The sequence below is a fragment of the Streptomyces sp. HUAS 31 genome, from assembly GCF_028198125.1.
GTDB classification, from domain to species: domain Bacteria; phylum Actinomycetota; class Actinomycetes; order Streptomycetales; family Streptomycetaceae; genus Streptomyces; species Streptomyces chartreusis.
Genome location: NZ_CP116353.1, coordinates 5,398,875 through 5,421,974, shown reverse-complemented (window position 1 = coordinate 5,421,974; position 23,100 = coordinate 5,398,875). Strand labels below are relative to the sequence as shown.

The following is a 23,100-nucleotide window of genomic DNA, read 5'->3' as shown; positions in this document are numbered from 1 at the left end:
TGTGCCGCCCCCTGGGCAGGGGGCGGCGGGGCGTCACTTGTTGCTGCTGCCGGAGGCGAGCTCGCGGCTGCGGTCGCGGGCGGCTTCGAGGGCGGCGATGAGGGCGGCTCGTACGCCGTGGTTCTCGAGTTCGCGGATGGCGTTGATGGTGGTGCCGGCGGGGGACGTGACGTTCTCGCGGAGCTTGACGGGGTGTTCGCCGCTGTCGCGGAGCATCGTCGCGGCGCCGATCGCGGACTGGACGATCAGGTCGTGCGCCTTGTCCCTGGGCAATCCGAGGAGGATGCCGGCGTCCGTCATGGCTTCGACCAGGTAGAAGAAGTACGCCGGGCCGGAGCCGGAGAGGGCGGTGCAGGCGTCCTGCTGGGACTCGGGGACGCGGAGCGTCTTGCCGACGGAGCCGAAGATCTCCTCCGTGTGCGCGAGGTCGGCCTCGCTGGCGTGGCTGCCGGCGGAGATGACGGACATGGCCTCGTCGACGAGGGCGGGGGTGTTCGTCATGACGCGGACGACCGGGGTGCCCGCGGCGAGGCGGGACTCGAAGAAGGAGGTGGGGATGCCGGCAGCTCCGCTGATGACCAGGCGGTCGGAGGGGATGTGCGGGGCGAGCTCGTCGAGGAGGGTGCCCATGTCCTGCGGTTTGACGGTGAGGATCAGGGTGTCGGCGGTCTTGGCGGCTTCCGCGTTGGTGACCGGCGTGACTCCGTGGCGGGTGCGGAGTTCTTCGGCTCGTTCCGCGCGGCGGGCCGTCACCAGGATGTCGGCCGGGGCCCAGCCGCCGCGGATCATTCCGCTGAGCAGGGCTTCGCCGATCTTGCCGGTGCCGAGGACTGCGACTTTCTGAGTCATGGCTGGGATGTCCTCCGGGGGTTGCGTCGTCCGGATTCATCCTCGCACCGGGCGCCGCCTTTGGCGGTGACGTGTCCGGTGGGCGGACGGTCCGGGCGACGCCGGGCCCGGCCCCTCGGGGGTCATGCCGTCCTGCGTCGCAGGGTCGCCGCTCCCAGGCCCAGGACCAGCAGTGCGCAGCCCGCCACGATCAGGGCGTCGCGGACGAAGTTGGCGGTCATGTCGGTGTGCTTGAGCACTTCGTTCATGCCGTCGACCGCATAGGACATGGGGAGGACGTTGGAGATGGCCTCCAGGGCGGGATGCATGTTGTCGCGGGGTGTGAACAGGCCGCAGAGGAGGAGCTGGGGGAAGATCACGGCCGGCATGAACTGGACGGCCTGGAATTCGGAGGCCGCGAAGGCCGAGACGAAGAGACCGAGTGCGGTGCCGAGCAGGGCGTCGAGCAGGGCCACGAGCAGGAGCAGCCAGGGGCTGCCGGTGACGTCCAGGCCGAGGAACCAGAGGGCGAGTCCGGTCGCCAGGGCGGACTGGATGATCGCGATCGTGCCGAAGGCGAGTGCGTAGCCGGCGATCAGGTCGCCCTTGCCGAGGGGCATGGCGAGGAGGCGTTCGAGGGTGCCCGAGGTGCGTTCGCGCAGCGTGGCGATGGAGGTGACCAGGAACATCGTGATCAGCGGGAAGATCCCGAGGAGGGAGGCGCCGATGTTGTCGAAGGTGCGCGGGCTGCCGTCGAAGACGTAGCGCAGCAGGAACAGCATCACGCAGGGCACGAGGAGCATCAGCGCGATGGTGCGCGGGTCGTGGCGGAGCTGGCGCAGGACCCGGGCGGCGGTGGCGGTGGTGCGGGCGAGGTTCAGGGCGCCGGTGGGGACGGGCCGGAGTGTGCCGGTGGTGCTCGTCGTCGTGGTCATCGCGTGGTCTCCTTCGCGCGGGCGGCAGCGGCGACCGCCTCGTCGACCAGGTGCAGGAAGGCCGCCTCGACGGTCTCGGATCCCGTACGGGTGCGGAGGGCTTGGGGGGTGTCGTCGGCGAGGATCTGGCCCTCGCGCATGAGGAGGAGGCGGTGGCAGCGCTCGGCCTCGTCCATGACGTGGGAGGAGATGAGGAGGGTGGCGCCGCGGGCGGCGGCGATGTCGTGGAAGAGGTTCCACAGGTCGCGGCGCAGTACCGGGTCCAGACCGACCGTGGGTTCGTCGAGGACGAGGAGTTCGGGGGTGCCGAGGAGGGCGACGGCGAGGGAGACGCGGCTGCGCTGGCCGCCGGAGAGGTTGCCGGCCAGGGCGTCGGCGTGGCTGGTGAGGTCGACGTCGGCGATGGCGCGGGTGACGTTCTCGTGTCGCCGGTCGGCGGCGGCGTGGCCGGGGTCGAGGATCGCCGCGAAGTAGTCGAGGTTCTGGCGGATCGTCAGGTCGTCGTAGACGGAGGGGGCTTGGGTGACGTAGCCGATGCGGGTGCGCAGGGTGGAGTGGCCGGCGGGGCGACCGAGGACGTCGAGGGTGCCGGTGACCTTGCCCTGGGTGCCGACGATCGACCGCATGAGGGTGGTCTTGCCGCAGCCGGAGGGGCCGAGCAGGCCGGTGATCTGGCCGCGCGGGACAGTGAAGGCGAGGTCGCGGAGTACCTGGCGCGGGCCGCGTACGACGTTCAGGGCTTCGGCTCGGATGGCTGGGGTGTCGGGAGGGTCGGAGCGGACGGCGTCGGCCGGCGAATAATTCATCATGCGATGAATAATGCTCCGACGGGGGTGTGGCGTCAAGCGCCGGGGTGGGCTTGGGGAGGGGGTGCGTGGAGGTGCGTGTGGAGGTGTGCGTTGGGGTGCGCGGAGCCCGGGGGGTGCCCCTGGGATTCGTGAAGTCGCGGGGTGCTGGGGTGCTCTGGGCTGGCGAGGTGCTCTGGGCTGCCGAGGTGCTCTGGGGTGTCGAGGTGCTCCGGGCTGCCGAGGTGCTCTGGGGTGTCGAGGTGCTCCGGGGTGCCGGGCATGAGTTCGCCCGCCCTCGCCGGTTCGGGGCGTAGGACGGGCAGGGCGTAGAACGCGGGTGGCGGGATGCGTCAGGGGGTGGTGGCTACGAGGAGGTCGACGTCGTAGGTCTCTTCGACGACACCGTCGGGGAAGGCGTTGAGGAGGAGCTGCCTTTCCTCGGCGAGGAAAGCGGTGCTCGCCTCGGTGCCGTGGACGAGGAAGATCGAGTGGCTGCCGATGTTGGCCAGGTGGGTGTCGACAGGGACGCGGCGGCTCCAGCGCACCTTGCGGCGGATGAAGTCGAGCTTGCCGGTCGGGTCGCCCAGGGCGGCTCGGGCGCCGCTGCCGTTCTGTTCGACGGCGGGGTGGTTGCCGAAGCTGCGCTCGATGCGTCGCGCCTGGTCGGCGTGCCAGGCGATGTCGAGCGGGGTGGTGTTCCACCACAGGGCCAGTGCGCCGCCAGGACACAGCACGCGCAGGGCCTCCGGCACCGAGTGGGCGGGGTCGGTCCAGTGCCAGGCCTGGGCGTAGGTGAGGAAGTCGGCGGAGGCGGAGGCCAGGGGGAGGTGGTTGCCGTTGCCGCGGACGATCGGTATGTCCGGGTGGGCGCTGCGGAACTGGGCGGCCATGCCGTCGCCGGGTTCCACGGCGAGGACGTCGGCGCCGCGTCGGCGGAGGAGGTCGGTGGCGATGCCGGTGCCCGCGCCGATGTCGATGACCCGCGCCCCGGCGAGGGGACGGCCGGCGAGTTGTTCGATCGCATCGAAGAGGGCGGGTGGGTAGGAGGGCCGGTTCGCGGCGTACTGGGCCGCGGCGGCGTTGAAGGAACTGGCGCGGTCGGAGTGGGAGGGGGCGGTCATACGGCCATGGTGCGCGCTGGTTGGTGTCGTGTGCACCGAGTTTGGTGGGGTGGGTCGGGGCGGCGTGACTCGGCCGGACTGCGCGGCCAGGTGGGCGGGCACGGTTCGGCGGCGTGCCTCGCCAGGCAGGGCGCGGTCCGGTGGGGACGTAGTTCCGTGAGGGCGACCAGGGAGGGCATCACCGCCGGCCAGGTCCGTGCAGCACGAACGCCGCTGTCCCTGTATGCGCACACGCCCGGCGCTCGGCCCACCAACACGCCTTGGCCGTCCGTCTACGCGACACGCCCCAGCCGCTCATCTCCGCACACGCACCGGCGTCTAGCGGCGGCGCAAGCCCCCTCCTCCAATGGCGGCTCATTCCCCGCGTCTGCCAGCGCAGCGTCCCCCACATCGGACTCCGGCCTCACCCCCGCACCCCAAACCAGCCCCTAGTCGCGGCGGCGTTTCTTGGATGGGTTGCCGGTGCGGCGGGTGGTTCGGGAATCGTGTTGCTTGCGGGCCTTCTCGTATTCCTCGCGGTGGAGCTTCTCGCCGGGGGCCTCGATGAGGGAGCGGAAGAAATAGGCGAGGAGGGAGCCGACGAAGCCGATGGTGAGCAGGCCCCGCAGGGAGGCGTGCCGGTCGGGGTCGGGGCGTTTGGTGAAGGCCTCCCAGGTGTGGCGGAAGGCGAGCGCGCTGCAGATCGCGAACATCGCCACGACCAGGACGGTCACGAAGCTGCCGGGGCCGGCGATCGCGATCCCCTCGTAGGCGAAGCGCAGCACCAGGCAGGAGACTGCCGCGGCGAGGAGGGACCCGGCGCCGGCCCCGATGCGGCGGGCGGTGTAGCCGTGGTCGTGGTCGACCCAGGTCGTGCCGAAGAAGCGCAGGGGCTCGGGGCGGGGGCCCGAGGAGCCCGCGGGGGTGGCCGGCGTGCCGTTCTTCTCGCTCTTCTCGCTCACGAGTCGATTATGGCTCCGGCGGGGCCGCGGGCTCCGTACGGGTCCCGGCGCACCGGGACCGGCCGGCTCAGGAGCAGCGCGGACGGACGTAGCCGTCGCTGCCCGTCTGGACGTAGGCGTCCGCGACGAACTCGCCGTCGTCGATGTTGTCCCAGATGTTCGACGTGCCGTACGGACCGGACACGCTTGTGCCCGGTGTCTGGCAGTAGATCGGGATCCTGGCGCCCTCGGGCAGGATGCGGACGATGCCGTAGGCGGTGCCGGGGCCCCGGCGGACGTTCAGGCGGACGCCCGGTGCGACCGAGTAGTAGCGCACGGCGTTGGCCGTGGCGGCCAGCGTCGCTACGCCCTCGGCCGCGACACCCCCGGTTTCCTCGGCTCTTTCGGCTTCTTCGACGCGATCTGCGGACATGATCGTTCCTCCCCCGTTGATCCCCATGGCTGCCATGGGGTCCCGTTGATTCCCCTAAATCACGCCACGCACACATGTGCGTGTTGGGAACAGGGAGGCTAGCAAGCCGCCTCTGTCTCGTACGAGTAATCGACTAGGCTCCGTGCGTCGCGCGCGCGGACGAACAGCACGGGGGTGGTCCCATGGCGCCACAGCAGAACGCCGGAGCGGGCGCGGAAGCGGAACTTCCCGAATACGCCGGTCACTACCGCCTGGAGGAACGTCTGGGCTCCGGTGGCATGGGCGTCGTCCATCTGGCGCGGAGCACCTCGGGCATGCAGCTCGCGGTGAAGGTCGTGCATGCCGAGTTCGCCAGGGATCCCGAGTTCAGAGGGCGTTTCCGGCAGGAGGTGGGGGCCGCTCGCAAGGTCAGCGGCGCCTTCACCGCGCCTGTCGTGGACGCCGATCCGGAGGCCGAACGGCCCTGGATGGCAACGCTGTTCATCCCCGGCCCGACCCTTTCCGATCATGTGAAGCGGAATGGTCCGATGGAGCCGGCGCAGGTGCGGCGGCTGATGGCTGGGCTGGCCGAGGCGCTGCGCGACATACACCGCGTCGGCGTGGTGCACCGGGATCTGAAGCCGAGCAACGTGCTGCTCGCCGAGGACGGGCCGAAGGTCATCGACTTCGGCATCTCTCGGCCAAAGGACAGCGAACTGCGGACCGAGACGGGGAAGTTGATCGGCACGCCGCCGTTCATGGCGCCGGAGCAGTTCCGGCGGCCACGGGAGGTCGGGCCGGCCGCCGACATCTTCGCGCTCGGGTCGGTGCTGGTGCACGCGGCGACGGGACGGGGGCCGTTCGACTCGGACAGCCCGTATGTCGTGGCCTACCAGGTCGTTCATGACGAGCCGGATCTGACCGGGCTGCCGCCGAATCTCGCGCCGCTGGTGCTGCGCTGCCTCGCCAAGGAGCCCGAGGACCGGCCGACGCCCGACGAGATGATGCGCGAGCTGCGGTCGGTGGCGGCGTCGTACGACACGCAGGCGTTCATACCGGCGCAGCGGGCCACGGACGGGACACGCAAGCCGAAGTCCCCCGCGGAGGCGGAGCCGGAGGCAGGGGCGAGGGCGGGGGCGGGGGCCGGTTCGGGCTCGGGCTCGGATGCCAAGTCGCCGTCCGATGCCGGGAGGAAGCCCGAAGGGGCGTCCGGTGGACCCCGGCGCCGTCGGCTGCTCGCCCTCGGAGCCGGAGTCGTCGCGCTCGCCGCGGTCGCCACGCTGGCGTCGGTGCAGTTGCTCGGCGGTGGTGACCCGGCGCCGAAGGGCGGGGACGCGCGGACCACGTCGGCCGGTTTCGCCGGGTGGACGGCGACACCGGCCCCCGACAAGGGCACGCCGCAGTGCACATATGGCGCGGGAAAGCTGCTGTGCGCGCAGAGCGGGCTTCTCTACGCACTCGACCCGGGCAACGCCCGGCTGCTGTGGCGCCGGCCCGTGGCCCCGTCGGCCGCGAGCGCGGCGCCCGTCGTCGCGGGCGGCCTCGTGCGCCCGGCGTCGGCGCCGACGGACGGCCGCCTGGAGGCGTTCGACCCCGCCACCGGCAAGTCGGCCTGGCGGCAGGACGGGCCCGTGTACGGCGAACTGTCGGCCGCGGGCGGAATGCTGCTGCTCACCGGTGCCGACGGCACGGTCACCGGTGTGGACGGGGCGTCGGGCGAGAAGAAGTGGAGCCGTTCGCTGCCGGGGCACAGGGGGCCGTACTTCGTGTCCTTCGCGAAGGATCCGCTGGCGTACAGGACGACCACGTCCGACGATGGATCCAGCACCCGTGTCACGGCGGTGGACCCTGCCACGGGTGACGTGCGCTGGGACGCCCGCCTTGAGGGGACGCTGGAGCTGGCCGGCACCTCGGACGGGTCCGTCCTCCTGCTCCCCGTCGACGGGATCTACAGCGACACCAGGGCCGTGATCCGCTACTCCCCCACCGACGGGACGTCGCAGCGCGTGTCGCTGTCCCGTGCGATGCAGCAGGCGCACGGCACGGTGCGGGGGAATGTCGTCTACGTCGTCAGCGACGGCGGCTCGCTGGTCGCCGTCGACATGAAGGCGCGCAAGCAGCTGTGGAGCCTGGAGACGTCCGTGATCCGTACGTCGTCGCCCGTCGCCGACGAGCGGCACGTGTACGTCAGCGCTCCGGACGGCCGGCTGCTCGCCGTGGACGCCCGCACCGGCAAGCTGCTCGGCCAGACACCGCCCCGGCTCGGCTCCGACTCGGACCGGTTGGCGGCCAACCTGCCGGAGCCGGTGCTCGCCGGTGGCCGGGTCTACTCCGCCGCCCCCGACGGCACCGTCTTCGGCGTCGACGCCCGCGATCCGTCGCAGTGGTGACGGAGTGAGCCACGGGCGCCCGGTGAAGCTCCGCCGCTGACAGCCGAAAGGGCCGTCTCCGAGAAGACGGCCCTTCACGATCCGGGCTACGGGCGTCAGCCCAGCTTTGACACGTCCCGCACCGCGCCCTTGTCCGCGCTCGTCGCCATCGCGGCGTACGCCCGCAGGGCCGCCGACACCTTGCGCTCGCGGTTCTTCGGGGCGTACACCCCGTCCAACGCCTGCTCACGGCGCGCGAGTTCCGCCTCGTCGACGAGCAGCTCGATCGAGCGGTTCGGGATGTCGATGCGGATGCGGTCACCGTTCTCGACGAGGGCGATCGTGCCGCCGGACGCGGCCTCCGGGGAGGCGTGGCCGATGGACAGGCCCGAGGTGCCGCCGGAGAAGCGGCCGTCGGTGATCAGGGCGCAGGTCTTGCCGAGGCCGCGGCCCTTGAGGAAGGACGTCGGGTAGAGCATCTCCTGCATGCCGGGGCCGCCCTTGGGGCCCTCGTAGCGGATGACGACGACATCGCCGTCGGTCACCTGCTTGTTGAGGATCTTCTCGACGGCCTCCTCCTGCGACTCGCAGACGACCGCCGGGCCCTCGAAGGTCCAGATGGACTCGTCGACGCCCGCGGTCTTCACGACGCAGCCGTCGACGGCGAGGTTGCCCTTGAGGACCGCGAGGCCGCCGTCCTTGGAGTAGGCGTGCTCGGCGCTGCGGATGCAGCCGCCCTCGGCGTCCTCGTCCAGCGCCTCCCAGCGCTCGGACTGGGAGAAGGCCTCGGCGGAGCGGACACAGCCGGGGGCGGCGTGCCACAGCTCGACGGCCTTCGGCGAGGGGGATCCGCCGCGCACGTCCCAGGTCTTCAGCCAGTCCGACAGGGACGGGCTGTGGACGGCGTGGACGTCCTCGTTGAGCAGGCCGGCCCGGTGCAGCTCGCCCAGCAGGGCCGGGATGCCGCCGGCGCGGTGCACGTCCTCCATGTAGTAGGTGCGGTCCTTGGCGACGTTGGGCGCGACCTTCGCCAGGCACGGCACCCGGCGGCTGACCTCGTTGATCTGCTCAAGCCCGAACGGGACGCCGGCCTCCTGGGCGGCGGCCAGCAGGTGCAGGATCGTGTTGGTGGAGCCGCCCATGGCGATGTCGAGGGCCATGGCGTTCTCGAACGCCGCGAAGGTGGCGACGTTGCGCGGCAGGACCGTGTCGTCGTCCTGCTCGTAGTAGCGGCGGGTGATGTCCATGACCGTGCGGGCCGCGTCCTCGTACAGGGCCTTGCGGGCCGTGTGCGTGGCGAGGACCGAGCCGTTGCCGGGCAGGGACAGGCCGATGGCCTCGGTCAGGCAGTTCATCGAGTTGGCGGTGAACATGCCGGAACAGGAGCCGCAGGTCGGACAGGCGTTCTCCTCGATACGGAGGATGTCCTCGTCCGAGATCTTGTCGTTCACGGCGTCGGAGATCGCGTCGACCAGGTCGAGGGTGCGGACCGTGCCGTCGACCAGCGTGGCGCGGCCGGACTCCATCGGGCCGCCGGAGACGAAGACCGTGGGGATGTTGAGCCGCAGGGCGGCGTTCAGCATGCCCGGGGTGATCTTGTCGCAGTTGGAGATGCAGATCAGGGCGTCGGCGCAGTGCGCCTCGACCATGTACTCCACGCTGTCCGCGATCAGGTCGCGGGACGGCAGGGAGTACAGCATGCCGCCGTGGCCCATGGCGATGCCGTCGTCCACCGCGATGGTGTTGAACTCGCGCGGGATGCCGCCGGCCTCCCTGATCGCCTCGCTGACGATCCGGCCGACGGGCTGGAGGTGGGTGTGGCCGGGCACGAACTCGGTGAAGGAGTTCGCCACCGCGATGATCGGCTTCCGGCCGATGTCCGCACCGGGTACACCGGAGGCGCGCATAAGGGCGCGGGCGCCCGCCATGTTGCGGCCGTGGGTGACTGTGCGGGACCTCAGCTCGGGCATCGTCGCTCGCTCCTTCAAGGACTGCAGGGACTGCGATCAGAGACTTCTGACTGCTAACGAGCGTACGCCCGTCATCCAGAGGTCGGGACGGGGTGTCCGGAATACGGGACGCATGTCTCGCGGAATCAGTGGCGTACGGCTGGGCGCAGCTAGCCGGCCGGGCCGTCACGGGCCGGTCAGGTGCCCCTGTACGACGGGCGCCACGCGGGCGATGATCTGCTCCGGGTCCGCGGAGGCGATCGGCTCGATCTTGATGACGTAGCGCAGCATCGCGACCCCGACCAGCTGCGCGGCGGCCAGCTCGGCGCGCAGTTCCGCGTCCGGGGCGTCGATCTCGCCGGCGATGCGGCGCAGCAGCTGGGCCGAGACCAGGCGGCGGAAGACGGTGGCCGCGGCCTCGTTGTTGACCGCGGAGCGCACGATCGCGAGCAGCGGCCTGCGGGTCACGGGGTTCTCCCAGAGCCCGAAGAGGAAGCGGGTCAGGCGCTCGCCGACATCGTCGAGGGGCACTTCGAGCACCTCGTCCCGCACCGCCAGAGCGGGCACCAGGGCGACCTCCACGGCCGCCTCGAAGACCTGCTCCTTGGTGCCGAAGTAGTGGTGCACTAGCGCGGAGTCCACGCCGGCGGCCTTGGCGATGCCCCGAACCGAGGTCTTGTCGTAGCCGCGCTCGGAAAACTCCTCGCGGGCGGCGTCCAGGATCCGGTCGCGGGTGTCGGCGGACTCTGCGCGCGGGGGCCGGCCCCGGCGCCTGGAGCCGACGCCGCCCCGCCCGCCCGCCGTGTCGGTCACGGCCGGGGCACCTTCACCGCGGAGGCCAGGTGCAGCCGCGTGAAGGCGAGGGCCTCGGCGAGGTCGGCCTCGCGTTCGGCGCCGGACATCGCGCGGCGGGTGTTGACCTCGATGACGACGTGCCCGTCGAAGCCGGTCAGGGCGAGACGTTCCAGCACCTCGGCGCAGGGCTGGTTGCCGCGGCCGGGCACCAGGTGCTCGTCCTTCGCGGACCCCCGCCCGTCCGCGAGGTGCACATGCCCGAGCCGGTCCCCCATCCGGTCGATCATCTGCACGGCGTCCGCGCGGGCGGTCGCCGTATGGCTGAGATCGATCGTGAAGTGGCGGTAGTCGTCCTTGGTGACGTCCCAGTCGGGCGCGTAGGCGAGCATCTCGCGGTCGCGGTAGCGCCAGGGGTACATGTTCTCGACGGCGAACCGTACGTCCGTCTCGTTCGCCATACGCCAGATGCCGGCGACGAAGTCCCGCGCGTACTGGCGCTGCCAGCGGAACGGCGGATGCACCACGACCGTGCCCGCCCCGAGCTTCTCGGCGGCGGCCCGGGCGCGCTGGAGCTTGGTCCAGGGATCCGTCGACCAGACGCGCTGTGTGATCAGCAGACAAGGAGCGTGGACGGCGAGGATCGGGATCCGGTGGTAGTCGCTGAGCCGGTGCAGCGCCTCGATGTCCTGGCTGACGGGGTCGGTCCACACCATGACCTCGACACCGTCGTAACCGAGGCGCGCGGCGATCTCGAAGGCCGTCGCCGTCGACTCCGGATAGACGGAGGCCGTCGACAGAGCGACCTTCGCATCCGGGATGCGCACCACTGGTTCTGCCACGAGGGACAGAGTACGGGGCGGCACGGAACGCGGGGGAACCGATGACCGCACGCCCGCGGGGAGGGCCGACAACCGGCCAGGTGCGCGAACTGGGCCGATGCGGGGCAGGTGGAGCGCGGGCGCGGGGCGGGGGGTGTGGCGGGGTTCACGCGCGGGGCGTGGGGCGCCGCCGGCCGCGGGCGCGCGGGTACGGCCGCGAGCTCTACGGCCGCCGCGAGCGCCTCACGGTCCCACGGCTCCACAGCCCTACAGCCGCCGCGAGCGCCTCACGGTCCCACGGCTCCACAGCTCTACGGCTGCGCGGGCCCGCCCGCCCGGGTCGGCCCAGGTCGCCGACCGCATCCGTCAGCCCACCGTCATCTGGTCCAGCTTCCGCAGGATCACGCCCTCGCGCAGCGCCCAGGGGCAGACCTCCAGCGTCTCCACGCCGAACAGGTCCATCGCGCCCTCGGCCACCAGCGCCCCGGCGAGCAGCTGTCCGGCGCGGCCCTCGGAGACGCCCGGCAGTTCCGCGCGCTGGGCCGTGGTCATCCCGGCCAGCCGCGGCACCCAGGCCTCCAGGGACTCCCGCTTCAGCTCGCGCTGGGTGTACAGGCCCTCGGCGGAGCGTGCGGCGCCGGCGATGCGGGCCAGCTGCTTGAAGGTCTTGGACGTCGCGACCACGTGGTCCGGCGCTCCGAAGCGGCTGATTTCGCCGACCGTGCGAGCGATCTGTGCGCGCGCGTGCCGCCGCAGTGCCCGTATGTCCTCGGGGTCCGGCGGGTCCCCCGGCAGCCACCCGGCGGTCAGCCGTCCGGCACCCAGCGGCAGCGACACCGCCGCGTCCGGCTCCTCGTCCATGCCGTACGCGATCTCCAGGGAGCCGCCGCCGATGTCCAGCACGAGCAGCTTTCCGGCCGACCAGCCGAACCAGCGCCGGGCGGCGAGGAAGGTCAGCCGTGCCTCCTCCGCACCGGTGAGGACCTGGAGGCGTACCCCGGTCTCGTCCATCACCCGTGCGAGTACGTCGTCGGCGTTGCTCGCCTCGCGCACCGCGGACGTGGCGAACGGCAGGACTTCCTCGACACCCTTGTCCTCGGCGGCCTGGAGCGCCTCGTGGACGACCCCGATCAGCCGGTCGACCCCGTCGGGACCGATGGCTCCGCTGCCGTCGAGGAGTTGGGCCAGGCGCAGGTCCGCCTTGTGCGAGTGCGCGGGCAGCGGGCGTGCGCCGGGGTGCGCATCCACCACCAGCAGATGCACCGTGTTCGATCCCACGTCGAGGACACCGAGTCTCATGTACGGAACGCTACTGCCAGCTGGGCGATCCTCCGTCCTCGAAGTCGCAGGTACGGACGCCGTACCCTGGTCCCGTGCCAAAGACGAAAAAGGCGAAGGACGACAAGACGTCCAAAACCGGCAAGGGTTCTTCGCAGGCGAAGGCGGCCACGAAGTCGAAGCAGCCGAAGAAGGGCTCCCCGGAGTCGGACGAGAAGGGTCTCGACTTCGCACGCGCATGGGTGGAGTTCCCTGATCCGGCGGACGACGAGCAGGTCTTCCGCTGCGATCTGACATGGCTGACCTCCCGTTGGAACTGCATCTTCGGCAGTGGCTGCCAGGGCATCCAGGCGGGCCGCGCGGACGACGGCTGCTGCACGCTGGGGGCTCATTTCTCGGACGAGGAGGACGAGAAGCGCGTCGCGGAGCATGTGGCGAGGCTCACGCCGGAGATCTGGCAGCACCACGACGAGGGCATGGAGCACGGTTGGATCTCGGAGGACGAGGACGGCGACCGCCAGACCCGTCCCTTCAACGGCTCGTGCATCTTCCAGAACCGCCCCGGCTTCGCGGGCGGCGCGGGCTGCTCGCTGCACATCCTCGCCCTGAAGGAGGGCCGCGAGCCGCTGGAGACCAAGCCGGACGTCTGCTGGCAGCTGCCGGTCCGGCGGACCTACGACTGGATCGACCGGCCCGACGACACCCGGGTACTGCAGGTGTCGATCGGTGAGTACGACCGCCGCGGCTGGGGTCCGGGCGGCCACGACCTGCACTGGTGGTGCACGTCGGCGACCTCGGCGCACGGCGCCGGCGACCCGGTGTACGTGTCCTACGGGCCGGAGCTGACGGAGCTGATGGGCAAGGCCGGCTACGACCGTCTGGTCGAGCTGTGCGAGGAGCGGCTGGCTTCCCAGCTGCCCCTGCTGGCCCCGCACCCGGCGGACCCGGCCGGCTGACCGACGGCCGCCTCCCGCACGGCGCCGCACGAGAGGACCTACGGCCCCGACGGGCCGGGCTCCCCGCTCCCGCCGGGCGGCGGTGTCGAGCTCGTCGGGTCGGACGAACCGGACGGGTCCGACGGCGCCGGGTCGGACGACGAGGGCGGGGGCTCGCTGGGCGTCCCGGGATCGGTCGGGTCGCTCGGCGTCGGGTCGCCCGGGGTCGGGTGCGTCGGATCCGGGGTCGTCGGCGTCGGGTCGGGCCCGGAGGACGAGGGCGGTGGGTCGCTGGGCGTCCCGGGGGCGGTCGGGTCGCTGGGCAGGGGGTCGGGGCCGGGGCCCTGACCGGGGTCGGAGGGGCTCGGGGCGGTGCCGTAGCCCTCGATGGCGACGACGGCACCGGCCGGTGAGATCGCCACCCGCGCGCTCCAGAACCCGGCCGGCTCGCGCAGCTGGTCGACGTACACCTTGATCGTCAACGACTCGCCCGGCGCGAGCGTTCCCGACGACCGGCTCAGGTACAGCCAGTGCGCGCCGGTGCTCGCCGACCAGCGCACGGGCTTGCTGCCCGTCGCCGTGAGGGTGACGAGAGTGGTGTCGCCGCTGTGGTCGGCGCTCACGTCCAGGTTCCCCGCGCTCGCGCCGCTGACGCCGACGACCTCGACGAGGACGTCCGAGCCGGGGTGGTCGCCGAAGCGGCCGCCGGGGGCGGTGCTGGCGTTGCCCGCGTTCTCGTAGCCGCCGCCCGCGCTGTCTCCCTCGAGGGCGCCCGGGTCGTGCGCCTCGCTGGCGCTGGCCGCGCCGCCTTCGACGCCCTCGCCGGTCGGGGTGCCCCGGTAGGCGGCCCACAGGGCGATGACCGGGGCGGCGACCACGGTGGCGACGACGGTCGTGGTGACGGCACGCGCGCGTAGCCGGTCCCTGCGGGCGGCACGGTCCTTCGGGTCCATGGGGAATCCGCGCCGGTCGAAGCGCGGCACGGCGGCGCCCCGCGCGCGTGGGTGGTGCGCGAGGGCCATGTGCAGGGCCGCGCGGGGCGCCTGAAGGACGGGCAGTTCGGCGGGGGTGACGGCCGCGCCGGGCCACCGGCCGGGGATCGCGCGCTCGGCGGTGCGGCGGCAGCGCGGGCAGTCGTCGACGTGCCGGACGAGTTCGCGGCGCAGGGCCGTGCCGAGCACGACCTGGTTGTCGCCGGTCAGCCGGGCCACGCTCGGGCAGGCGCCGGTCTCGACGACTGCGAGGGCCGCGCGGGTGCGCTCCACCTCGCAGGCGGCGGAGGCGAGCAGCTCGCGCGCGGCGGCCAGGTCCAGGCCGAGGACGGCGGCGACCTCGCCCGCGGCGAGGTGGTGGCGGACGGCGAGTTCGAGGGCCTCGCGCTGCTCCGGGGTGGTGCCGGCGGCCTCCGGCCAGGCGAGCAGGGCGAGTTCGCGGCGCCGCTGCTCCTGGATCTCCTCGGTGACCGGCTGTCCGGCGGGCTGTGCGCCGGTCGGCCGATGCGCGCCGTGCCGGCCCGCCGCATGGCTGCCCGTACGTTTCTGCTTGACCTCGGCCAGCTTGCGCAGACACGCCCAGCGGGCCAGCGCGTACAGCCAGGGGCGCCGGTCGGCGGCGGTCTCGGGCACGCGCTGACCGCGGCGCTCGGCGAGCGCGAGGACGTCGCCGAGGGCGGCGGTCGCGGTGTCGTGGTCGCACAGGACGGACAGGCAGTAGGTGAACAGCCCGTCCAGATAAGGCTCGTAGCGCGCGGGCGGCCGCTGCGCCAATGTGCGCGCCGCCGCACGATCACGCGCCTCCCGGTGCGCCCGATGCGCGCCGGTGGTGCGGGTCGTGGTGTCCGGAGTGCTGCTCATCATTGGTGGACCGTAGGCGGCCCGGAGTTGCGCCTTCTGCCTGCTTGAGCAGTTTTAATCCATACGGGTGAAACGATCCCTCAAAGGGGTACAGGAACCCCGGATTCCATGGCTTGTGCATGACGAGTAGGCCGCCGCGGCGCCCCGAACAGAGGCCGAAGAGGCGCCTCGTGCACAGCCGTACGGCGTTGTCAGTGGGCTCGGCTACGGTTCATCGCATGGCTGCCCGTACCAAGACCACGAAGGACCGACCGTCCTACCGCTGCACCGAGTGCGGCTGGCAGACGGCCAAGTGGCTCGGCCGCTGCCCCGAGTGCCAGGCATGGGGGACGGTCGAGGAGTACGGCGCGCCCGCGGTCCGTACGACGGCGCCGGGCCGGGTCACGTCGTCCGCGCTGCCGATCGGGCAGATCGACGGGCGGCAGGCGACCGCGCGCTCCACCGGCGTGCCGGAGCTGGACCGCGTCCTCGGCGGCGGGCTGGTGCCCGGGGCCGTCGTCCTCCTCGCGGGCGAGCCCGGCGTCGGCAAGTCCACCCTGCTGCTGGACGTGGCGGCCAAGGCGGCGAGCGACGAGCACCGCACGCTGTACGTCACCGGTGAGGAGTCGGCGAGCCAGGTGCGGCTGCGGGCCGACCGCATCGGCGCCCTCGACGACCATCTGTACCTCACGGCCGAGACCGATCTGTCCGCCGTGCTCGGCCACTTGGACGCGGTGAAGCCGTCCCTGCTCATCCTCGACTCGGTGCAGACGGTCGCCTCCCCCGAGATCGACGGCGCGCCCGGCGGCATGGCCCAGGTCCGGGAGGTGGCCGGCGCCCTGATCCGGGCCTCCAAGGAGCGCGGCATGTCCACGCTCCTCGTGGGCCACGTCACCAAGGACGGCGCCATCGCCGGACCCCGCCTCCTGGAGCACCTCGTGGACGTGGTCCTCCACTTCGAGGGCGACCGGCACGCGCGCCTGCGGCTCGTGCGGGGCGTCAAGAACCGCTACGGCGCGACCGACGAGGTCGGCTGCTTCGAACTGCACGACGAGGGCATCACGGGCCTCGCCGACCCGAGCGGACTCTTCCTGACCCGTCGCGCCGAACCGGTCCCCGGCACCTGCCTGACCGTCACCCTGGAGGGCCGCCGACCCTTGGTGGCCGAGGTTCAGGCGCTCACCGTCGACTCCCAGATCCCCTCGCCCCGCCGCACGACGTCCGGTCTGGAGACCTCGCGCGTGTCGATGATGCTGGCCGTGCTGGAGCAGCGCGGCCGGATCAGCGCGCTCGGCAAGCGGGACATCTACTCCGCGACGGTCGGCGGCGTGAAGCTCTCGGAGCCCGCGGCCGACCTCGCCGTCGCCCTCGCGCTGGCCTCCGCGGCCAGTGACACACCTCTCCCCAAGAACCTCGTCGCGATCGGCGAGGTGGGCCTCGCGGGCGAGGTCAGACGGGTCACGGGCGTGCAGCGCAGGCTCGCCGAGGCGCACCGCCTGGGCTTCACGCACGCCCTCGTCCCGGGCGACCCCGGCAAGATCCCGACGGGCATGAAGGTGCTGGAAGTGGCCGACATAGGAGACGCGCTCCGGGTGCTTCCGCGCTCGCGTCGGCGAGAGGCCCCACGGGACGAGGAGGACCGCCGGTAGACTTTGCCCTGGTCTCGCCCGTCCGTACGAACCGAATGTGCGAAACGGGAGCGCCAGTAACCTGCGACCGGAGGAGTGCAGTGGCAGCCAACGACCGGGCAGCAGCTCCCGGAAAGTCCGGCGGGAGTTCCGGTGCCGATGGCCTGATGCGCGCCTCACTGAGCGCGGTGGCTCCCGGCACCGCCTTGCGCGACGGGCTCGAACGCGTCCTGCGCGGCAACACCGGCGGACTCATCGTGCTCGGCTTCGACAAGACCGTCGAGTCGATGAGCACGGGTGGATTCGTCCTGGATGTCGAGTTCACGGCTACGCGACTGCGTGAGCTGTGCAAGCTCGACGGCGGCATCGTCCTGTCGTCCGACCTGTCGAAGATCCTTCGCGCGGGTGTGCAGTTCGTGCCGGACGCGACGATCCCCACGGAGGAGACCGGAACCCGGCACCGCACGGCGGACCGGGTCAGCAAGCAGGTCGGCTTCCCGGTCGTCTCGGTCTCCCAGTCGATGCGGCTGATCGCGCTCTACGTCGACGGCCAGCGCCGCGTCCTGGAGGACTCGGCGGCGATCCTGTCCCGCGCCAACCAGGCCCTCGCGACCCTGGAGCGCTACAAGCTCCGCCTGGACGAGGTCGCGGGAACGTTGTCAGCGCTGGAGATCGAGGACCTGGTGACGGTCCGCGACGTCTCGGCGGTGGCGCAGCGCCTGGAGATGGTCCGGCGCATCGCGACGGAGATCGCCGAGTACGTGGTGGAGCTGGGCACCGACGGCCGTCTTCTCGCCCTCCAGCTGGACGAGTTGATCGCGGGCGTGGAGCCCGAGCGCGAGCTCGTGGTGCGCGACTACGTCCCCGAGCCGACGGCCAAGCGCTCCCGCACGGTCGACGAGGCGCTGTACGAACTGGACGCGCTCACCCACGCCGAGCTGCTCGAACTGCCCACGGTGGCACGGGCGTTGGGCTACACCGGCTCTCCGGAGGCGCTGGACTCGGCGGTCTCTCCGCGCGGCTTCCGTCTGCTGGCCAAGGTGCCCAGGCTGCCCGGCGCGATCATCGACCGCCTGGTGGAGCACTTCGGCGGCCTCCAGAAGCTGCTCGCCGCCAGCGTGGACGACCTCCAGACGGTCGACGGCGTCGGCGAGGCCCGGGCACGCAGCGTCCGCGAGGGCCTGTCGCGGCTGGCGGAGAGCTCGATCCTGGAACGGTACGTCTAGCCGGCCGACCCGAGAGCCGCGTCCTCACCGGCGCGGCCACACCGGCATCCGCACCGCCCGGCGGCCTGCGCACGCACCGCCGGCACTCTGGGTCGCCGGCATCTGCAGCGCCCGGCAGCCGGCACCCTGCACCGCCCGGCGCCCTGCGCCGCCGGCATCCGCACCGCCCGGCGGCCGTACGGTCCGCTAGTCGTTCTCCAGCACGAACGACGTCTGTGCTGTGCCGAAGCCGGGCGTCGTCGCTTCCACCAGGTAGGTGCCCGCCTCGGCCGACCCGGCGGCGGGTGTCGCGCACTGCGGGGCGCTCGCCCTGCGGTCCCACTTCACGGTGTACGTGATGCTCGCACCGGCGGGGACCCGGAAGCGCAGGCTGCCGGCGACCTTGGGGCAGTCGGCGGAGGACCAGAAGTCGTCCTCGGAGCCTGCCTGAGTGACCGTCACCACCGCGTTCTTCGGGCCGAGATCGACCTTGCAGTCGTAGGTGGAGGAGTTCGTCGCGGTCAGCAGCAGCGCGGGGGTCTGGCCGGGCTCGTAGGCGTTGTGGCGGCTGCTCACCTTCAGCTTCATCTGGCCCGACACGCAGTTGGGCAGCGAGGAGCCGTCGGCCACCGTGTCGCCCGCGCCGACGTTCCCGCCCGAGCCGCCACCGGCGGAACCGCTGCCGGAGCCACCCGACCCGTCGGAGCCCCCGTCGGCCGTACCGTCGCCAGAGCCGCTCCCGTCATCGGAACCGTCCCCGGAGCCCGATCCGCCGGAGTCCCCGCCGGCCGTCGACTCGTCGCGTCCGCCCGGCGCCTGACTGATCGCGGGACCGGAGCCCGAGGGGCCCGGCGTGATCGTCGAGGGGGCGGGATTCTTGCCGTCGGATCCGCCCGCGTCGTTCTTTCCGCCTCCGCCGCCCGAGGTGAGCACCCAGGTGATCAGTAGCGCCAACAAGGCGCACACTGACAGCAGTACGGCCCTCCGTCGCCAGTAGATGGTGGAGGGAAGCGGACCGACCGGATTGCGCAGAGATCCCACGGCGCAAACTGTACGAGAGATCGGCGCGTTAACTGCGCCACCCGCCGCCCCGGACGGCAACTTTTCCGGATCATCATCCCGGAAACCGCTCACCGACGGCCGCGCCACCCCTGTCTTCCGTCATGGGTGACACCTGTCGATCGCGGGGTGTGACGGGATCGGCTCGCTGCCTACGGTCCGTGACCATGGATTTCGGAACGCCGACCTCTATCAGGAAACCGCCGACCTCGCCCGTGCCACCCGCACGTGGGTACGGCATGCGGCCGCGACAAGGACGGAGGCCGGACGGGACACGCCCCGGACGTTCGCGATCGCGGCGCTTGCACCTCTGGCCACGGCTGTCTTGTGTGTCATCACTGTCCGCACGACGTCGCCGGAGGGCAGTACGCGGATCACCGTGGAACTCCGCATCTGTGGACGGGTGTTGAGGCAGGCCGGCCCGCCGGGATCACGTTCTTGGCGACGAGCCGCCCCGAGTTGTCGAAGCAGAGCCTGAAGTGGTCGACCGAGACGGGGAGTTCGCCGCTCGCGCGGCGCGCTCCGGAAGGGCGCAGGCGAGGTCGTCGGCCGCAGCCGAGCAGCAGCGTCCCCGTCAGCACCACCCACTCCGGCGCCGGGTCGACCCCGAGCAGCGCGAGGACGCCGAGGGCCGTCAGGGGCCGCCGCCGCGCCACGGCGATCGCGGCGCCGATCACGGCCGGTCGCGCCGGCTGTTGCCGGAGCCCGATGAGGTCGGCCGTGAGCGCGGGCAGCACCAGGACGGCCCTCAGCGGACCGGCCCGTCATCTGCGAGAACGTTCCATTCGGGCGACACTGCAAGCGGGGCCGGGGCCCACTCCTGTCGATCGTCAGGTACGGGGCTGTTTCCCGTCGGCCCGCGACCCCCAACGCACCGGCACCCGCCGCCTACCCACCCGGCCGCCCTCCGCATGGCAGGATCGGAAAGCCATGACTGCGCCCACGAAACCCTCACCCGACAGCACCGGCGACGCCCTCTCCGGCTCCCCCGTCGGAGACGACTCGCTGCACAGCCCCGTCATCGACTGGTTCGACGAGAACGCCCGCGATCTCCCCTGGCGGCGCCCCGAGGCCGGCCCCTGGGGCGTGATGGTCAGTGAGTTCATGCTCCAGCAGACGCCGGTGAACCGCGTCCTGCCCGTCTACGAGCAGTGGCTGTCCCGCTGGCCCCGCCCCGCCGACCTGGCCAAGGAGGCCCCCGGCGAAGCCGTCCGCGCCTGGGGCCGGCTCGGCTACCCGCGCCGCGCGCTGCGCCTGCACGGCGCCGCCGTCGCCATAGCGGAACGGCACGGCGGGGACGTACCCACCGACCACGCCCAGCTCCTCGCGCTGCCCGGCATCGGCGAGTACACGGCCGCCGCCGTGGCGTCCTTCGCGTACGGCCAGCGGCACGCCGTCCTGGACACCAACGTCCGCCGGGTGCTGGCCCGGGCCGTCACCGGCGTGCAGTACCCGCCGAACGCCACCACCGCCGCCGAACGCAAGCTCGCCCGCGCCCTGCTCCCCGACGACGAGCGCACCGCGTCCCGCTGGGCCGCCGCCTCCATGGAGCTCGGCGCGCTGGTGTGCACCGCGAAGAACGAGTCGTGCCACCGCTGCCCGATCGCCGCGCAGTGCGCCTGGCGGCTCGCGGGAAAGCCGGAGCACGACGGCCCGCCGCGCCGCGGTCAGACGTACGCCGGGACCGATCGTCAGGTGCGCGGCAAGCTGCTCGCCGTGCTGCGCGACGCCCACTCCCCCGTCCCGCAGGCGGCGCTCGACCGGGTGTGGCACGAGCCGGTGCAACGCGCCCGCGCGCTGGACGGCCTCGTCTCGGACGGACTGGTGGAGCCGCTGCCGGGCGGGATGTACCGGCTGCCGCTGAGCTGACGCTCAGTCACATCACAGGGTTACGGGCTCTGCAACACACGAATCACAGCGTCCGCACGGCCGACGCAGGGCCCGCACATCAATAAATCACCCCATAACAGGCCCAACCGCCCAACCGTTTTGTCCCTTTCCTGATTCCGTTACACAACCGACGGACAGCCGAGCGCTGGCCGCAGGCTGCTTCGGACAGCGCCGTGACAACGCCTCCGTAGCTTCATTTCCGTACCCGGCAGACCGGGACGACCACGAAGCAGAAGCAGTGAACCGACGGCCGACAGGCCGGCCGGGAACGGGGAATCGGGAGGCGGTCAACATGGCGCAGGGCGAGGTGCTCGAGTTCGAGGAGTACGTCCGCACCCGGCAGGACGCGCTGCTGCGCAGTGCCCGCCGACTGGTCCCGGACCCGGTCGACGCGCAGGACCTGCTCCAGACCGCGCTGGTGCGGACGTACCACCGCTGGGACGGCATCGCCGACAAGCGGCTCGCCGACGCCTACCTGCGCCGCGTCATGATCAACACGCGGACCGAGTGGTGGCGTGCGCGCAAGCTGGAGGAGGTGCCGACCGAGCAGCTCCCGGACGCCTCCGTCGAGGACTCCACCGAGCAGCACGCGGACCGCGCCCTGCTGATGGACATCATGAAGGTTCTCGCACCCAAGCAACGCAGCGTCGTCGTGCTGCGACACTGGGAGCAGATGTCCACGGAGGAGACGGCCGCGGCCCTCGGAATGTCGGCCGGAACGGTCAAGAGCACGCTGCACCGGGCGCTCGCCCGGCTCCGCGAGGAGCTGGAGAGCCGCGATCTGGACGCACGCGCGCTGGAGCGTGAGGAGCGGGAGCGTTGCGCGGCCTAGGCACGACCACGGGCGGCACCGGGCACACGGAAACGGGTGACGAGGACACGGACAGGGGTGACAGGGCCACGGACGGGGACTCCGAGGGCACCGGCTCCGCACGGTCCGGGCCCGGATCCGGGCCCGTGCGGGGGACTTTGCAGGCGGCGTTCACGGCGATGGCCGTGGTCGTCGCCCTCGCCCTTTTCGCCTCCGCCTGCGCCACCGGCGGCACCGGCGCCCGTGACGAGGGGCCCGCGCACGCCGACCTGGCGGGCGGTTCGGCGGTGTCGCCGTCGGCCGTGGCCTCGGCGTCGGCCGTCCCGGACCGTACGCAGGCCGTCCGGCTGGTCAAGGCGGACCCCGTGGTCTCGACGGAGGTCAAGCGCGAGTTGAAGCCGTGTGTGTCCGACGACTACCCCATCGACGTGTCGTACGGCGACCTGACCGGCGGTCCCGAGGACGACATCGTGGTCAACGTGCTGTCCTGCGGGGACGGCGTGGGCGTCGCCTCGTACGTGTACCGCGAGCAGAGCGGCGCGTACCGCAATGTGTTCAAGTCGGAGGAGCCTCCGGTCTACGCCGAGATCGACCGCGGCTACCTTGTGGTGACCAAGCAGGTTTACGCCAAGGACGACGGACTGTCGAACCCGTCCAGCGAGGACGTGATCTCGTACGAGTGGAAGTCCGACCGCTTCGACCGCAAGTTCAGCACCCGCACCGACTACGGCTCGCTCGGCGGCGACGACTCACCGGCGCCTGACGGCTGAACCGCATCCGACGCACCACCGGAAACACACGAGGACTGAGAGCACCGGGATGGCAGACCAGACCCACGTCCTGTTCGTCGAGGACGACGACGTCATCCGCGAGGCCACCCAGCTCGCCCTGGAGCGGGACGGCTTCGCGGTGACCGCCATGCCCGACGGACTGTCGGGCCTGGAGGCGTTCCGCACGGACCGGCCCGACATCGCGCTGCTGGACGTGATGGTCCCTGGTCTTGACGGGGTCAGCCTGTGCCGCCGTATCCGCGACGAGTCGACCGTGCCGGTGATCATGCTGTCGGCGCGTGCCGACTCGATCGACGTGGTGCTGGGCCTGGAGGCGGGCGCCGACGACTACGTCACCAAGCCGTTCGACGGTGCCGTGCTGGTCGCGCGGATCCGGGCGGTGCTGCGCCGCTTCGGGCACGCGGGCCGCACGGACCGGGCGGACGAGAGCGACCCCGCGGCCACCGGTGGCCTGCTGACCTTCGGTGAACTGGAGGTCGACACCGAGGGCATGGAGGTGCGCCGGGACGGGCAGCCCGTCGCGCTCACGCCGACCGAGATGCGGCTGCTGCTGGAGTTCTCCTCGGCGCCGGGCACGGTGCTGTCGCGGGACAAGCTGCTGGAGCGGGTGTGGGACTACGGCTGGGGCGGGGACACGCGGGTGGTCGACGTCCATGTGCAGCGGCTGCGGCAGAAGATCGGCCAGGACCGTATCGAGACGGTCCGTGGCTTCGGCTACAAACTGAAGGCCTGAGCG

General features: G+C 72.0%; 21 protein-coding genes. 8 read left to right on the top strand and 13 right to left on the bottom strand.

Annotated elements, in window-relative coordinates; translation table 11 throughout:
• Window positions 1-33 precede the first annotated feature (33 nt).
• The 6 genes from proC to PGH47_RS24190 form a co-directional block, all read right to left on the bottom strand.
• Window positions 34-849: a pyrroline-5-carboxylate reductase gene (gene proC / locus PGH47_RS24215; protein ID WP_271665193.1), complete on the bottom strand. Its 816-nt coding sequence runs from the start codon at window positions 847-849 to the stop codon at window positions 34-36.
• Window positions 850-971: 122 nt separating this feature from the next.
• Complete coding sequence (locus tag PGH47_RS24210) at window positions 972-1,763, bottom strand: ABC transporter permease (protein WP_271665192.1); 792 nt, start codon at window positions 1,761-1,763, stop codon at window positions 972-974.
• Window positions 1,760-2,572 carry an ABC transporter ATP-binding protein gene (locus PGH47_RS24205; protein WP_271665191.1) on the bottom strand — a complete coding sequence of 271 codons (813 nt, stop codon included), beginning with the start codon at window positions 2,570-2,572 and terminating at the stop codon, window positions 1,760-1,762. The genes PGH47_RS24210 and PGH47_RS24205 overlap by 4 nt, the downstream gene beginning before the upstream one ends.
• Before the next feature lie 329 nt (window positions 2,573-2,901).
• Window positions 2,902-3,672 carry a class I SAM-dependent methyltransferase gene (locus tag PGH47_RS24200; RefSeq protein ID WP_271665190.1) on the bottom strand — a complete coding sequence of 257 codons (771 nt, stop codon included), beginning with the start codon at window positions 3,670-3,672 and terminating at the stop codon, window positions 2,902-2,904.
• Between the two features lie 428 nt (window positions 3,673-4,100).
• The gene (locus PGH47_RS24195) at window positions 4,101-4,613 is read right to left on the bottom strand and encodes an EamA/RhaT family transporter (RefSeq protein WP_271665189.1); all 513 of its coding nucleotides are present in this window, start codon (window positions 4,611-4,613) and stop codon (window positions 4,101-4,103) included.
• A 67-nt stretch (window positions 4,614-4,680) separates the two neighbouring features.
• Window positions 4,681-5,025: an SH3 domain-containing protein gene (locus PGH47_RS24190; protein ID WP_271665188.1), complete on the bottom strand. Its 345-nt coding sequence runs from the start codon at window positions 5,023-5,025 to the stop codon at window positions 4,681-4,683.
• Window positions 5,026-5,207: 182 nt separating this feature from the next.
• Here PGH47_RS24190 and PGH47_RS24185 point away from each other — a divergent pair, with 182 nt between their 5' ends.
• Entirely contained in the window at window positions 5,208-7,394 is a 2,187-nt protein-coding gene (locus tag PGH47_RS24185; RefSeq protein ID WP_271665187.1) for a serine/threonine-protein kinase, read from the top strand.
• Between the two features lie 95 nt (window positions 7,395-7,489).
• Here PGH47_RS24185 and ilvD read toward each other — a convergent pair whose 3' ends face one another.
• The 4 genes from ilvD to PGH47_RS24165 all read right to left on the bottom strand — a co-directional run bounded on the left by ilvD (window position 7,490) and on the right by PGH47_RS24165 (window position 12,234).
• On the bottom strand, window positions 7,490-9,343 hold the full coding sequence (ilvD, locus tag PGH47_RS24180) for a dihydroxy-acid dehydratase (RefSeq protein ID WP_271665186.1): 1,854 nt from the start codon (window positions 9,341-9,343) through the stop codon (window positions 7,490-7,492).
• 165 nt (window positions 9,344-9,508) lie between these two features.
• Window positions 9,509-10,135 carry a TetR/AcrR family transcriptional regulator gene (locus tag PGH47_RS24175; protein WP_271665185.1) on the bottom strand — a complete coding sequence of 209 codons (627 nt, stop codon included), beginning with the start codon at window positions 10,133-10,135 and terminating at the stop codon, window positions 9,509-9,511.
• The gene (locus PGH47_RS24170) at window positions 10,132-10,956 is read right to left on the bottom strand and encodes a sugar phosphate isomerase/epimerase family protein (RefSeq protein ID WP_271665184.1); all 825 of its coding nucleotides are present in this window, start codon (window positions 10,954-10,956) and stop codon (window positions 10,132-10,134) included. Before PGH47_RS24170 ends, PGH47_RS24175 begins: the two co-directional genes overlap by 4 nt.
• Window positions 10,957-11,301: 345 nt before the next feature.
• Window positions 11,302-12,234 carry a Ppx/GppA phosphatase family protein gene (locus tag PGH47_RS24165; RefSeq protein ID WP_030959342.1) on the bottom strand — a complete coding sequence of 311 codons (933 nt, stop codon included), beginning with the start codon at window positions 12,232-12,234 and terminating at the stop codon, window positions 11,302-11,304.
• 74 nt (window positions 12,235-12,308) lie between these two features.
• Between PGH47_RS24165 and PGH47_RS24160 the strand changes: the two genes are divergently transcribed.
• Window positions 12,309-13,169, top strand: coding sequence for a hypothetical protein (locus PGH47_RS24160; protein WP_271665183.1), 861 nt, complete (start codon window positions 12,309-12,311; stop codon window positions 13,167-13,169).
• A 38-nt stretch (window positions 13,170-13,207) separates the two neighbouring features.
• On the opposite strand, the gene PGH47_RS24155 is transcribed toward PGH47_RS24160, so the two are convergent.
• Window positions 13,208-15,004 (bottom strand): BACON domain-containing protein, encoded by a 1,797-nt coding sequence (locus PGH47_RS24155; protein WP_271665182.1) that lies wholly within the window; start codon window positions 15,002-15,004, stop codon window positions 13,208-13,210.
• Between the two features lie 215 nt (window positions 15,005-15,219).
• On the opposite strand from PGH47_RS24155, the gene radA reads away from it, so the two are divergent.
• Both radA and disA read left to right on the top strand, forming a co-directional pair.
• On the top strand, window positions 15,220-16,629 hold the full coding sequence (gene radA, locus PGH47_RS24150; protein ID WP_271665181.1) for a DNA repair protein RadA: 1,410 nt from the start codon (window positions 15,220-15,222) through the stop codon (window positions 16,627-16,629).
• 80 nt (window positions 16,630-16,709) lie between these two features.
• A complete protein-coding gene (gene disA / locus PGH47_RS24145; RefSeq protein ID WP_030958303.1) occupies window positions 16,710-17,834 on the top strand; it encodes a DNA integrity scanning diadenylate cyclase DisA in 1,125 nt (374 codons plus the stop codon).
• A gap of 186 nt (window positions 17,835-18,020) precedes the next feature.
• Here the strand turns inward: disA and PGH47_RS24140 are convergent, their stop codons facing one another.
• Entirely contained in the window at window positions 18,021-18,854 is an 834-nt protein-coding gene (locus PGH47_RS24140; RefSeq protein ID WP_271665180.1) for a hypothetical protein, read from the bottom strand.
• 392 nt (window positions 18,855-19,246) lie between these two features.
• Window positions 19,247-19,609, bottom strand: coding sequence for a hypothetical protein (locus PGH47_RS24135; RefSeq protein ID WP_271665179.1), 363 nt, complete (start codon window positions 19,607-19,609; stop codon window positions 19,247-19,249).
• A gap of 193 nt (window positions 19,610-19,802) precedes the next feature.
• Between PGH47_RS24135 and PGH47_RS24130 the strand changes: the two genes are divergently transcribed.
• From PGH47_RS24130 to cseB, 4 genes are all read left to right on the top strand, one after another.
• Window positions 19,803-20,741: an A/G-specific adenine glycosylase gene (locus tag PGH47_RS24130; protein WP_271665178.1), complete on the top strand. Its 939-nt coding sequence runs from the start codon at window positions 19,803-19,805 to the stop codon at window positions 20,739-20,741.
• A 313-nt stretch (window positions 20,742-21,054) separates the two neighbouring features.
• On the top strand, window positions 21,055-21,594 hold the full coding sequence (locus tag PGH47_RS24125; protein ID WP_030961701.1) for a SigE family RNA polymerase sigma factor: 540 nt from the start codon (window positions 21,055-21,057) through the stop codon (window positions 21,592-21,594).
• Window positions 21,595-21,752: 158 nt separating this feature from the next.
• Window positions 21,753-22,343 carry a hypothetical protein gene (locus PGH47_RS24120; protein ID WP_271668137.1) on the top strand — a complete coding sequence of 197 codons (591 nt, stop codon included), beginning with the start codon at window positions 21,753-21,755 and terminating at the stop codon, window positions 22,341-22,343.
• 49 nt (window positions 22,344-22,392) lie between these two features.
• Complete coding sequence (cseB, locus tag PGH47_RS24115; RefSeq protein WP_271665177.1) at window positions 22,393-23,097, top strand: two-component system response regulator CseB; 705 nt, start codon at window positions 22,393-22,395, stop codon at window positions 23,095-23,097.
• The last annotated feature ends 3 nt before the right edge of the window (window positions 23,098-23,100 follow it).